The sequence below is a fragment of the Pseudomonas sp. P4_D7 genome (assembly GCF_056401755.1).
This window is the reverse complement of sequence record NZ_JBFUIR010000043.1, coordinates 1-12,449: the sequence shown is the minus strand read 5'-3', so window position 1 is coordinate 12,449 and position 12,449 is coordinate 1. Positions and strand designations below refer to the sequence as shown.

At 60.2% G+C, this 12,449-nt stretch carries 10 protein-coding genes and 1 pseudogene; 1 reads left to right on the top strand and 10 read right to left on the bottom strand.

From position 1 onward, the window contains the following. Positions 1 to 17 precede the first annotated feature (17 nt). The 10 genes from motD to flhA form a co-directional block, all read right to left on the bottom strand. The gene (motD, locus tag AC1DVF_RS22730) at positions 18 to 908 is read right to left on the bottom strand and encodes a flagellar motor protein MotD (RefSeq protein ID WP_093439795.1); all 891 of its coding nucleotides are present in this window, start codon (positions 906 to 908) and stop codon (positions 18 to 20) included. 12 nt (positions 909 to 920) lie between these two features. Beyond that, positions 921 to 1,661, bottom strand: a complete 741-nt coding sequence (locus tag AC1DVF_RS22725) for a flagellar motor protein (protein WP_003222929.1) — start codon at positions 1,659 to 1,661, stop codon at positions 921 to 923. Next, entirely contained in the window at positions 1,661 to 2,797 is a 1,137-nt protein-coding gene (locus AC1DVF_RS22720) for a protein-glutamate methylesterase/protein-glutamine glutaminase (RefSeq protein ID WP_477783171.1), read from the bottom strand. Before AC1DVF_RS22720 ends, AC1DVF_RS22725 begins: the two co-directional genes overlap by 1 nt. Positions 2,798 to 2,846: 49 nt before the next feature. Beyond that, positions 2,847 to 5,123, bottom strand: a complete 2,277-nt coding sequence (locus AC1DVF_RS22715; protein ID WP_477783170.1) for a chemotaxis protein CheA — start codon at positions 5,121 to 5,123, stop codon at positions 2,847 to 2,849. A 54-nt stretch (positions 5,124 to 5,177) separates the two neighbouring features. After that, the gene (locus tag AC1DVF_RS22710; RefSeq protein ID WP_007920000.1) at positions 5,178 to 5,966 is read right to left on the bottom strand and encodes a protein phosphatase CheZ; all 789 of its coding nucleotides are present in this window, start codon (positions 5,964 to 5,966) and stop codon (positions 5,178 to 5,180) included. Positions 5,967 to 5,984: 18 nt separating this feature from the next. Continuing rightward, the gene (locus AC1DVF_RS22705; RefSeq protein WP_161986607.1) at positions 5,985 to 6,356 is read right to left on the bottom strand and encodes a chemotaxis response regulator CheY; all 372 of its coding nucleotides are present in this window, start codon (positions 6,354 to 6,356) and stop codon (positions 5,985 to 5,987) included. Between the two features lie 167 nt (positions 6,357 to 6,523). After that, positions 6,524 to 7,264 carry an RNA polymerase sigma factor FliA gene (gene fliA / locus AC1DVF_RS22700; RefSeq protein ID WP_093439777.1) on the bottom strand — a complete coding sequence of 247 codons (741 nt, stop codon included), beginning with the start codon at positions 7,262 to 7,264 and terminating at the stop codon, positions 6,524 to 6,526. Further along, complete coding sequence (gene fleN, locus AC1DVF_RS22695; protein WP_003222917.1) at positions 7,261 to 8,091, bottom strand: flagellar synthesis regulator FleN; 831 nt, start codon at positions 8,089 to 8,091, stop codon at positions 7,261 to 7,263. Before fleN ends, fliA begins: the two co-directional genes overlap by 4 nt. Before the next feature lie 116 nt (positions 8,092 to 8,207). After that, complete coding sequence (flhF, locus tag AC1DVF_RS22690) at positions 8,208 to 9,548, bottom strand: flagellar biosynthesis protein FlhF (RefSeq protein ID WP_477783169.1); 1,341 nt, start codon at positions 9,546 to 9,548, stop codon at positions 8,208 to 8,210. Between the two features lie 11 nt (positions 9,549 to 9,559). Next, entirely contained in the window at positions 9,560 to 11,689 is a 2,130-nt protein-coding gene (gene flhA / locus AC1DVF_RS22685; protein WP_093439768.1) for a flagellar biosynthesis protein FlhA, read from the bottom strand. 590 nt (positions 11,690 to 12,279) lie between these two features. On the opposite strand from flhA, the pseudogene AC1DVF_RS22680 reads away from it, so the two are divergent. Then, positions 12,280 to 12,449 (top strand): annotated as a pseudogene (locus tag AC1DVF_RS22680) (DUF6124 family protein); the annotation flags it as partial.

Below are 12,449 nucleotides of genomic sequence, written 5' to 3'. Positions count from 1 at the left end.
CTCGACCGAGACATAGCTCAGCGTGTTAATGCGGGTGACGGAGAATTGACGGCACTCTCGCGTCCCGGCGTCTTGACCGGGGTAGGTGCAGTTTGTGTGCCAGCACGCTTCAACGCAGCATCCGGTTGCGCATGGGCGGTTCCAGTGCCGGTCAGGCTGCGGCGTACATCGAGGTTTCGCGACACCACCAGCACGACGCGACGGTTCTTCGCGCGGCCTTCAGCGGTGGCGTTGTTGGCCACCGGCTGGAACTCACCGTAACCCACTGATGCCAGGCGACCAGGGTTGACACCCTGCATTGCCAGCATGCGCACGATGCTCGCCGAACGCGCCGAGGACAGCTCCCAGTTGGTCGGGTACTGCGCGGTGCGGATCGGTTGATCGTCAGTGAAACCCTCGACATGGATCGGGTTATCGAACGGTTTCAGAATCGCTGCAACCTTGTCGATGATGTTGAAGGCGATGTCACTCGGCATGGCGTCGCCGCTGCCGAACAACAGGCTGGAGTTGAGTTCGATCTCGACCCACAACTCGTTGCCGCGCACGGTCATCTGATTCGAGCTGATCAAATCGCCGAACGCGGCGCTGATGTCATCGGCGATGCTTTTCAGCGGATCGCTGGCACCGGCAATACCGGCGTCAACCTGCTCAGCGTCCTTGACCAGCGGCTTGGCCGGGGTCACGGTCTTCGGTCGTTCATCGCCAATCGGGATCGGTTTGAGCGAGCGGTCGGAGTCGGTGAAGACGCCGATCAGCGCTTCGGAAATGACTTTGTACTTGCCTTCGTTGATCGACGAAATCGAGTACATGACCACGAAGAACGCAAACAGCAGCGTGATGAAGTCAGCGTAGGAAACCAGCCAGCGTTCGTGGTTTACATGCTCTTCCTGGTGGCGACGACGTGCCATGAGGTTATTCCCTTAATCCATGAAGCCTTGCAGCTTCAACTCAATGGAGCGAGGGTTTTCACCTTCGGCGATCGACAAGATCCCTTCCAGCAACATTTCGCGATAACGCGACTGCCGCAACGCGATTGACTTCAGCTTGGCCGCCACTGGCAGCAACACCAGGTTGGCACTGGCCACGCCGTAAATGGTCGCGACGAACGCCACGGCGATGCCGCTGCCCAGTTGTGTTGGATCAGCCAAGTTGCCCATCACGTGGATCAGGCCCATCACCGCACCGATGATGCCGATGGTTGGCGCGTAGCCGCCCATGCTTTCAAAGACTTTCGCCGCTTCGATGTCGCGGGCTTCCTGGGTGTAGAAATCCACTTCGAGGATGCTGCGGATCGCTTCCGGCTCGGCGCCATCGACCAGCAGTTGCAGGCCTTTGCGCGAGTAGTTGTCAGGTTCGGCATCGGCCACGCCTTCCAGGCCCAGCAGGCCTTCCTTGCGCGCGGTGAGGCTCCAGTTGACGACGCGATCGATGCCGCCGGCCAGATCGACCCGTGGCGGAAACAGAATCCAGGCAAGGATCTGCATGGCGCGTTTGAACGCGCTCATCGGCGATTGCAGCAGTGCGGCACCGATGGTGCCGCCCAGTACGATCAATGCCGCCGGGCCGTTGGCCAGCGCACCGAGGTGACCACCTTCAAGGTAGTTACCACCGATGATGGCGACGAACGCCATGATGATCCCGATAAGGCTTAAAACATCCATCAGAGACACGCCTCGACAATGTGCTTGCCGATGTCGTCGAGGCTGTACACCGCGTCGGCGAGGTCGGCTTTAACGATGGCCATCGGCATGCCGTAGATCACGCAACTTGCCTCATCCTGTGCCCACACCGCGCTGCCGCCCTGCTTGAGCAGACGCGCGCCTTCACGGCCGTCGGCGCCCATGCCGGTCAACACCACCGCCAGAACTTTGTCGCCGTAGGATTTCGCCGCCGAACCGAAGGTGATGTCCAYACACGGCTTGTAGTTCAGACGCTCGTCGCCCGGGAGGATTTTCACCGCGCCACGGCCGTCGATCATCATTTGCTTGCCACCCGGGGCCAGCAACGCCAGGCCCGGACGCAGGATGTCGCCATCCTCGGCTTCCTTGACGCTGATGCGGCAGAGCTTGTCGAGACGTTCGGCGAAGGCTTTGGTGAATGCCGCCGGCATGTGCTGGATCAGCACGATCGGCGCCGGGAAATTCGCCGGCAACTGAGTCAGCACGCGTTGCAGGGCCACCGGGCCGCCCGTCGAGGTACCGATGGCAACCAGTTTGTAGGCTTTGCGTTTCGGCGCTGGCGACGAAGCGCTGGCGGCCGGGGCGCGAGTCGGCGCTGGAGCTGGAGCCGGACGCGTTGGTGCACTGGTGCTGTGGCTGTTGAAGCTCGATGCTGCCGGAGCAGGCGTCGGCGCTGGTGCCGCAACCGGCGCAGGCGCGCTGTAGGCACTGAAACGACGATTACTGCGCGAGATGCTATGGACCTTCTCGCACAGCAGTTGCTTGACCTTCTCGGGATTGCGCGAGATGTCTTCGAAATTCTTCGGCAGGAAATCCACCGCGCCGGCGTCCAGCGCGTCCAGAGTTACCCGGGCGCCTTCGTGCGTCAGCGAGGAGAACATCAACACCGGGGTCGGGCAGCGCTGCATGATGTGCCGCACCGCCGTGATGCCGTCCATCATCGGCATCTCGTAGTCCATGGTGATCACGTCCGGCTTGAGCGCCAGCGCCTGATCAATCGCCTCTTTACCGTTGGTTGCAGTGCCGACCACCTGAATGCTCGGATCCGCAGAAAGAATTTCCGAGACGCGGCGGCGGAAAAAACCCGAATCGTCCACCACCAGGACTTTGACTGCCATAAACACTCCATTAGGTGCAGCGGGACGTTGTCGCCCCGCCGCCCCGGATTCAAATACGCCGTGCGGCGTAACGCTTGAGCATGCTTGGAACATCGAGAATCAGCGCGATGCGGCCGTCACCGGTAATGGTGGCGCCGGACATGCCCGGAGTGCCCTGCAGCATTTTGCCCAATGGCTTGATGACCACTTCTTCCTGACCGACCAGCTGATCGACGACGAAGCCGATCCGCTGAGTGCCCACCGAAAGGATTACCACGTGGCCTTCACGCTGCTCTTCGTGAGCAGCGGAGCTGACCAGCCAGCGCTTGAGGTAGAACAACGGCAGCGCCTTGTCCCGCACGATCACCACTTCCTGACCGTCGACGACGTTGGTGGTCGACAGGTCGAGGTGGAAGATTTCGTTGACGTTGACCAGCGGGAACGCAAACGCCTGATTGCCGAGCATGACCATCAGGGTTGGCATAATCGCGAGGGTCAGCGGTACCTTGATGACGATCTTCGAGCCCTGGCCCTTGGTCGAGTAAATGTTGATCGAACCGTTGAGCTGGGAAATCTTGGTCTTCACCACGTCCATGCCGACACCGCGGCCGGACACGTCGGAGATCTCGGTCTTGGTCGAGAAACCCGGGGCGAAGATCAGGTTGTAGCACTCGGTATCGCTCAGGCGATCGGCTGCGTCCTTGTCCATCACGCCGCGCTTTACCGCGATGGCGCGCAGGACGTTCGGGTCCATGCCTTTGCCGTCATCGGAAATCGACAACAGGATGTGGTCGCCTTCCTGCTCGGCGGCCAGAACAACACGACCGCCACGGGCCTTGCCCGATGCCTCGCGCTCTTCCGGCGACTCGATGCCGTGGTCAACAGCGTTGCGCACCAAGTGGACCAGCGGGTCGGCCAGGGCCTCGACAAGGTTTTTGTCGAGGTCGGTTTCTTCACCCACCAGTTCCAGGTTGATCTCTTTCTTCAGCTGACGAGCCAAGTCGCGAACCAGACGCGGGAAGCGCCCGAAGACCTTCTTGATCGGCTGCATCCGCGTCTTCATCACCGCGGTCTGCAAGTCAGCCGTGACCACGTCGAGGTTCGACACGGCCTTGGACATGGCTTCGTCGCCGCTGTTGAGGCCCAGGCGCACCAGACGGTTACGCACCAGCACCAACTCGCCGACCATGTTCATGATTTCGTCGAGACGGGCCGTGTCGACGCGCACGGTGGTTTCGGCTTCGCTCGCCGGTTTTTCTGGCGGCGGTGCGGCGGCAGCACGGGCCGGAGCCGGTGCAGCAGCGGCAGCCGGTTTCGGCGCTTCGGCTTTCGGCTCAGGCTTGGGAGCTGCCTTTGGCGCAGCAGCCGGAGCGGCCGCAGCCTTGGCGGCAGGCGCAGCCACCGTGGAAGCAGCGCCGGCAGTCGCGGCGCCAACGTCAGTGAACTTGCCTTTGCCGTGCAATTCGTCGAGCAGCGATTCGAACTCGTGATCGCTGATCAGATCGCTGCCGGCTGCGGCGGCTGCCGGCGCGGCTGGCGCAGCCGGTGCCGAGGCAATTGCTGATTCCAGTGCTTCAACGGCAAAGTTGCCCTTGCCATGCAGTTGATCGAGCAGGGCTTCGAATTCGTCGTCGGTGATATCCGAGCTGTCGCCCGCCGCCGGGGCTGCTGGAGCCGCTGCGGTCGGTGCCACGGCATCCGCCGCGAACTGGCCTTTGCCATGCAACTGATCGAGCAACGACTCGAACTCGGCGTCAGTGATTTCGTCGCTCGCGGCTTCAGCCGCCGTTTGCGCAGGTGCAACAGCGGCCGGGGCTTCAGCTTCAGCCTTGACGGCGTTCAGCGAGTCCAGCAGTTGTTCAAATTCGTTATCGGTGATGTCGCCCGACGAGTCGCCTTCAACGACCAGTTCTTCGATCATCTCGGCCACCGGCGATGCCGGGGCGGCGTCCGCCGATTGCGGTTCGGCCAGACGCGCCAGGGCGGCCAGCAGTTCCGGGGTAGCGGCGGTGATCGGTGCACGCTCACGGACTTCGCTGAACATGCTGTTCACCGCGTCCAGTGCTTCGAGGACAACGTCCATCAGTTCTGCATCAACGCGACGCTCACCCTTGCGCAGGATGTCGAACACGTTTTCGGCGATGTGACAGCACTCCACCAGCTCGTTGAGCTGAAGGAAGCCGGCGCCCCCTTTTACAGTGTGGAAACCGCGAAAAATTGCGTTGAGCAGATCTGCGTCATCCGGACGGCTTTCCAGCTCGACCAGTTGTTCGGACAGTTGCTCAAGAATCTCGCCGGCCTCAACCAGGAAATCCTGAAGGATCTCTTCATCGGCGCCGAAGCTCATTAATGGGGTGCTCCTACAGGTCTAAAAACCCAAAAAACCTAAAATTCCACAACTCTAGAATCCGAGGCTGGATAACAAATCGTCCACATCGTCCTGACCGGACACAACGTCTTCTCGTTTATCGGCATGAATCTGCGGACCTTCACCCTGCGAGAGATGTTTTTGTGGATCTTTTTCTGCAAGCATCGCGGCGCGATCATGTTCGATGCCCGCAAAGCGGTCGACCTGACTGGCCATGAGCACGAGTTTGAGCAAATTGCTTTCGACTTCGGTGACCAGTTGGGTCACACGCTTGATCACCTGACCGGTCAGGTCCTGGTAATCCTGGGCCAGCAGGATGTCGTTGAGATTGCTCGACACCGCACGGTTGTCCGTGCTGCTGCGTGACAGAAAACCGTCGACCCGGCGCGCCAGCTCGCGGAACTCTTCAGCCCCGACCTCGCGACGCATGAAGCGACCCCAATCGGCGCTCAAGGTCTGCGCTTCATCAGCCAGACTGTTGACCACCGGCGTGGCGCTTTCCACCAGATCCATGGTGCGGTTGGCCGCGGCTTCTGTCAGCTTGACCACATAGCCCAGGCGTTCGGTGGCGTCGGTGATTTGCGACACTTCCTCGGCCTGCGGCATGTTCGGATCGATCTGGAAGTTGACGATCGCACTGTGCAGTTCACGTGTGAGCTTGCCGACTTCCTGGTACAGGCCACGGTCACGGGTCTGATTGAGCTCATGGATCAGTTGCACAGCGTCGCCGAACCTGCCTTTTTCAAGGCTTTCGACCAGTTCGACCGCGTGTTTTTTCAGGGTCGACTCGAAATCGCCCTGTGAAGATTCGTTATGCTCCATAGCTCCCCCGCGCGTTCATCAGCCGATGCGTTCGAAAATCTTCTCGATTTTGTCTTTCAACGCCTGAGCCGTGAAAGGTTTGACTACGTAGCCGTTTACACCAGCCTGAGCGGCTTCAATGATCTGCTCGCGCTTGGCTTCTGCAGTCACCATCAGCACTGGCAAGTGCTTGAGCTTTTCATCGGCACGCACGTGACGCAGCAGGTCGATACCGGTCATGCCCGGCATGTTCCAGTCCGTTACCAGAAAGTCGATGCTTCCGCTGTTGAGCACTGGAATGGCAGTCACGCCATCATCCGCCTCGACAGTGTTGGTGAACCCCAGATCACGCAGCAGGTTCTTGATGATCCGCCGCATCGTTGAGAAGTCATCAACGATGAGGATTTTCATGTTCTTGTCCAATTCGACCTCCAAGCAGTCTTAAACGCGCCCAGCACCTGGACGCGCCATTTCAATCATTCCGGCGTAGCACTCGAAGACTGTCTGGAGCACAACAGAGCAAGACCGGTGCCGTTCATCACCGCACCAGCCTCGTTCGCAGTGTCCCCACACTGCCTTCAGCGCGCTCGCCACTCCCCCAAACGCCCCCGCAAACGGGCCGCGCACTGGCTGTGTAACTGGCTGACCCGCGATTCACTGACGCCAAGGACTTCACCGATCTCCTTGAGGTTCAGCTCTTCGTCGTAGTACAGCGCCAACACCAGTCGCTCACGCTCCGGCAAATTGGCAATCGCGTCCGCCAACGCTGCCTGGAAACGTTCATCTTCCAGATCGCGTGACGGCTCCATATGAGCACTCGCGCCATCCTCGTGCAGCCCTTCGTGTTCGCCGTCCTGCAACAGGTCGTCGAAACTGAACAGGCGACTGCCCAAGGTGTCATTCAAAATCCCGTAGTAATCGTCGAGACTCAATTGGAGTTCGGCCGCAACCTCGTGATCTTTAGCATCACGGCCGGTTTTAGCTTCAATTGAGCGAATCGCGTCGCTGACCATACGGGTATTGCGGTGAACCGAGCGTGGCGCCCAGTCCCCTTTGCGCACTTCGTCGAGCATCGCGCCGCGGATTCGTATGCCCGCGTACGTTTCGAAACTGGCGCCTTTGCTGGCGTCGTATTTGGTCGAGACTTCAAGCAGGCCGATCATCCCGGCCTGGATCAGGTCTTCGACCTGCACACTCGCCGGCAAGCGCGCCAGCAAGTGGTAGGCAATGCGTTTGACCAGTGGCGCGTAACGCTCGATCAACTCGTACTGCGCGTCACGTGCCGACTTCTTGTAGTAGTTCATACCGCTTGCGGTCATAGCACGGGCCCTGCCGTTTGCTGCACGAGGCGCTCGACGAAAAACTCAAGGTGGCCACGCGGGTTGGCGGGCAGCGGCCAGGTGTCGACCTTCTGCGCGATCGCCTTGAACGCCAGCGCGCACTTGGAACGCGGAAAGGCTTCGTACACCGCGCGCTGCTTCTGCACCGCTTTACGCACGCTTTCGTCGTAAGGCACGGCGCCGACGTATTGTAGGGCCACGTCAAGGAAGCGATCCGTGACCTTGGTCAACTTGGCGAACAGGTTGCGCCCTTCCTGCGGGCTCTGCGCCATGTTGGCGAGGACGCGGAAGCGGTTCATGCCGTAATCGCGGTTGAGCAGTTTGATCAGCGCGTAGGCGTCAGTGATCGAGGTCGGCTCATCGCAGACCACCAGCAACACTTCTTGCGCGGCGCGAACAAAACTGACTACCGAGTCACCAATACCCGCAGCGGTGTCGATCACCAGTACATCGAGATTGTCGCCGATGTCGCTGAACGCCTGAATCAGGCCGGCATGTTGCGCCGGGCTCAGGTGCACCATGCTCTGGGTGCCGGACGCCGCCGGCACGATGCGAATGCCACCAGGGCCTTGCAACAGCACGTCGCGCAGCTCGCACCGGCCTTCGATGACGTCGGCCAGCGTGCGTTTAGGGGTCAGCCCCAACAATACGTCAACGTTCGCCAGACCCAGGTCGGCGTCCAGCAGCATGACCCGACGGCCAAGCTCTGCCAGCGCCAGCGACAAGTTCACTGACACGTTAGTCTTGCCGACGCCACCTTTGCCGCCGGTCACCGCGATCACCTGTACGGGATGCATGCTGCCCATGTTATTTCTTTACCTTGTCTTGCATAGACGGAGGCCACATTACTGGCTGCGCGTTCACAACCGGAACAATGCATGGCAGACCATCGATGTAGGTACAAAAACTGTTCATGAATACCTCAGCCTACCTGCTTGGTCGGGCTGTGATAGATATCAGCGAACATGTCAGCCATGGCTTCTTCGCTGGGTTCTTCCTGCATTTGCACGCTGACGGCGCGGCTGACCAGTTGATGACGGCGCGGCAGATGCAAATCATCCGGAATCCGTGGGCCATCGGTCAGGTACGCGACCGGCAATTCATGACTGATCGCCAGGCTCAACACTTCGCCAAGGCTGGCCGTTTCATCCAGTTTAGTCAGGATGCAGCCGGCAAGCCCGCAACGCTTGTAACTGTGATAAGCGGCGGTTAGAACCTGTTTCTGGCTGGTGGTTGCCAAGACCAGATAATTTTTTGAACGAATGCCACGCCCGGCCAGACTTTCCAGCTGCATGCGCAGGGCCGGATCGCTGGCTTGCAGGCCGGCAGTATCGATCAATACCACGCGTTTGCGCAGCAGTGGATCCAGCGCTTGCACCAGCGATTGGCCCGGATCGACATGGGTCACTGGCACATTGAGAATGCGGCCCAGCGTCTTCAGTTGTTCCTGAGCGCCGATACGGAAACTGTCCATGCTCACCAGCGCGACATTCTGCGCGCCGTATTTCAGTACATAACGCGCGGCCAGCTTGGCGAGTGTAGTGGTCTTGCCCATGCCGGCAGGACCGACCATGGCAATGATACCGCCCTCTTCCAGTGGCTCGACTTCCGGTACGGCAATCATCCGGGCCAGATGCGCGAGCAGCATGCGCCAAGCCTGACGCGGTTCTTCGATATCAGTGATCATCGCCAGCAGATCGCGCGACAACGGGCCGGACAGGCCGATACGTTGCAGACGGCGATACAGATTGGCTTGCGCCGGACGGCTGCCTTGCAGCTGATTCCAGGCCAGGGTGCCGAGCTGAACTTCCATCAGCTCGCGCAGGCTGTTCAATTCAAAGCGCATCGAATCCAGTGCACGCGGATCGATACCACCGGAGGACTGCGCAGGTGCCGGGGCCGGACGCGCCGGAGCGGCGTAAGTCGGCTCGCTCAGCGGTTCAGCGGCGGTCAGCGGCAGGCCGGCGGTCAATGGCAGCCCGGCGAAAATCTGGCGATTGCTATTGCCATCGGCTTCGCCACGCAGGCTCAACTCGGCCTGAGCGGTGACGATGCGCGACTGGGTCTTGCGCAGTTCGTCCTCGAGCTCCATGTTCGGAACCCGTGGCGCCAGCGCCGACAATTTGTAATCCAGTGCCGCCGTCAACTCGACACCGCCGGCAATGCGGCGGTTGCCAATGATGGCAGCATCAGCGCCCAGCTCATCACGAACCAGCTTCATGGCCTGACGCATATCGGCGGCAAAGAAACGCTTAACTTGCATAAACCACTACCTCAGCCGTTGGGCCCTACTGTCGCAACGATGGTCACTTGCTTGTTGTCCGGTATTTCCTGGTAGGCCAGCACATGCAGTCCAGGGACGGCGAGGCGGCCAAAGCGCGAGAGCATCGCGCGGATCGGGCCGGCGACCAAAAGGATCACCGGCTGCCCTTGCATTTCCTGACGCTGCGCCGCTTCGATGAGCGAACGCTGCAGCTTCTCGGCCATGCTTGGCTCCAGCAGAACGCCCTCTTCCGAGCCTTGTCCTGCCTTCTGCAGACTATTGAGCAATATTTGTTCCAACCTTGGTTCCAAGGTGATCACAGGCAGCTCCGACTCAGTGCCTACAATGCTTTGGACGATGGCGCGAGATACGCCGACCCGCACAGCAGCCACCAGCGCGGCGGTATCTTGACTCTTCGCGGCGTTGTTGGCGATGGCTTCGGCAATGCTGCGGATATCGCGCACCGGCACGTGTTCGGCGAGCAGCGCTTGCAGCACTTTGAGCAACTGCGACAACGTGACCACACCCGGCACCAGCTCTTCTGCCAGTTTCGGCGAGCTTTTGGCCAGCAATTGCATGAGTTGCTGCACTTCTTCGTGGCCGATCAGCTCACTGGAGTGCTTGTACAGAATCTGGTTCAAGTGGGTCGCGACCACGGTGCTGGCGTCGACCACCGTGTAACCGAGCGATTGTGCCTGGGCACGCTGGCTGATTTCGATCCACACCGCTTCCAGGCCGAAAGCCGGATCTTTGGCGTTGATACCGTTGAGCGTGCCGTAGACCTGGCCCGGGTTGATCGCCAGTTCGCGATCTGGATAGATCTCGGCTTCGGCGAGGATCACGCCCATCAGAGTCAGGCGATAGGCGCTTGGCGCCAGGTCGAGGTTGTCGCGAATGTGCACGGTCGGCATCAGGAAGCCCAGATCCTGCGAGAGCTTCTTGCGCACGCCCTTGATCCGCGCCAGCAATTGCCCGCCCTGGTTGCGATCCACCAGCGGAATCAGGCGATAACCGACTTCCAGACCGATCATGTCGATCGGCGTCACGTCGTCCCAGCCCAGCTCTTTGGTTTCCATGGCGCGGGCCGGCGACGGCAGCAAATCCTGCTGGCGCTTGACCTCTTCCAACGCCACGACTTTAGCGACGTTCTGCTTTTTCCAGAACAGGTACGCGCCGCCAGCGGCCAGCGCAGCCATGCTCAGGAACGAGAAATGCGGCATGCCCGGCACCAGGCCCATGACCGCCATCAGACCGGCGGCCACCGCCAGCGCTTTGGGCGAGGCGAACATCTGGCGATTGATCTGCTTGCCCATGTCTTCCGAACCGGAAGCACGGGTCACCATGATCGCCGCCGCTGTTGATAACAACAGTGATGGCAATTGCGCCACCAAACCGTCACCGATGGTCAACAAGGCGTAAACCTTGCCGGCATCGCCGAAGCTCATGTTGTGCTGGAAGATACCGACGGCCATACCGCCGATGAGGTTGATGAACAGAATCAGCAGGCCGGCAATGGCGTCACCACGGACGAATTTGCTGGCACCGTCCATCGAACCGTAGAACTCGGCCTCTTGGGCGACTTCCTGACGGCGCATCTTGGCCTGGTTCTGGTCGATCAGACCGGCGTTGAGGTCGGCGTCGATCGCCATTTGTTTGCCGGGCATCGCATCGAGAGTAAAGCGCGCGCTCACCTCGGAAATCCGTCCGGCACCCTTGGTCACCACGACGAAGTTGATGATCATCAAGATCGCGAAGACCACGATACCGACCACGTAGTTACCGCCGATCACCACCTCACCGAAGGCCTGAATCACCTTACCGGCAGCGGCGTGGCCGTCCTGACCGTGGAGCATCACCACCCGCGTCGAGGCCACGTTCAACGCCAGCCGCAACAGCGTCGCGACCAGCAGAATCGTCGGGAACACGGCGAAATCCAGCGGTCGCAGCGCATACACGCAGACCAGCAGGACGACGATCGACAGGGCAATGTTGAAGGTGAAGAACACGTCGAGCAGGAACGGCGGCACCGGCAACATCATCATCGCCAGCATGACCAGCAGCAACAACGGCACGCCCAGATTGCCTCGACTGAGGTCGGCAACGTTTGTGCGAGCAGTGTTGAATAACTGAGAGCGATCCACCGGTTTTCCCCGTTCCTTTAAAGCAAACTTTTGACGCCCAGAGCGGGCTCACGGCGGGTACTGCAAGAAGCTTTCCAACTTTTGCCGGGGAATGAAATAGAGGGGTTTGATCAAGGAATTTTTGCTGATTGGGCCGGCCCTTTCGCGAGCAGGCTCGCTCCCACAGGGAACCGCATTCCAAATGTCAGATTGAAATGCAATCCAAATGTGGGAGCGAGCCTGCTCGCGAAGGGGCCCTCATGTTCGGCGCAAATTTCTTCATTTAAACGAAGCTGTTTAAAAGACACCGCCAGACACGCCTTTCAGGCTACAAATCCTTGCGCCATTGCCTACAGCCAAGCCAGAATCCGCCGGCTTGTGCGCCTTGGGGGCGGGTTCTATTGTGGTCCGGTCGCTGACGAATCAGCGATCGGGTCTCGCAGCCCGTCGATCTCTGGACGCACAACACCCGCTTTTTTATGGCGGCTGTACGTGGGAGACCTTCGGGTCTGCCGGTTCTAGAGTCCCGGTCTGCGACCTGCATATAGCTGCCACCCTCATTCATCTCGCAGCGAACGTTGGCAGCTCCAATGACTCTAGGGAGCTTCACCATGACCAAACCAACACCCAACCCACCCGAAACAGACCTCGCTTCCCCCTACGAATCCCTCGATTCAAAAAAGCTCAACGACGCCGCCGAACACGCGCTCGATCATTACCTCTGCCCACCCGGCTCCACCCCGCCGCCCCGTAAAACCCGCCGGATGTACGCCGTCACCGC

Bases quoted from the DNA above. Each gene is read 5' to 3' on its own strand.
- motD (WP_093439795.1), bottom strand. From the start codon at position 908: ATGGCACGTCGTCGCCACCAGGAAGAGCATGTAAACCACGAACGCTGG.
- AC1DVF_RS22725 (WP_003222929.1), bottom strand. From the start codon at position 1,661: ATGGATGTTTTAAGCCTTATCGGGATCATCATGGCGTTCGTCGCCATC.
- AC1DVF_RS22715 (WP_477783170.1), bottom strand. From the start codon at position 5,123: ATGAGCTTCGGCGCCGATGAAGAGATCCTTCAGGATTTCCTGGTTGAG.
- AC1DVF_RS22710 (WP_007920000.1), bottom strand. From the start codon at position 5,966: ATGGAGCATAACGAATCTTCACAGGGCGATTTCGAGTCGACCCTGAAA.
- AC1DVF_RS22705 (WP_161986607.1), bottom strand. From the start codon at position 6,356: ATGAAAATCCTCATCGTTGATGACTTCTCAACGATGCGGCGGATCATC.
- fliA (WP_093439777.1), bottom strand. From the start codon at position 7,264: ATGACCGCAAGCGGTATGAACTACTACAAGAAGTCGGCACGTGACGCG.
- fleN (WP_003222917.1), bottom strand. From the start codon at position 8,091: ATGGGCAGCATGCATCCCGTACAGGTGATCGCGGTGACCGGCGGCAAA.
- flhF (WP_477783169.1), bottom strand. From the start codon at position 9,548: ATGCAAGTTAAGCGTTTCTTTGCCGCCGATATGCGTCAGGCCATGAAG.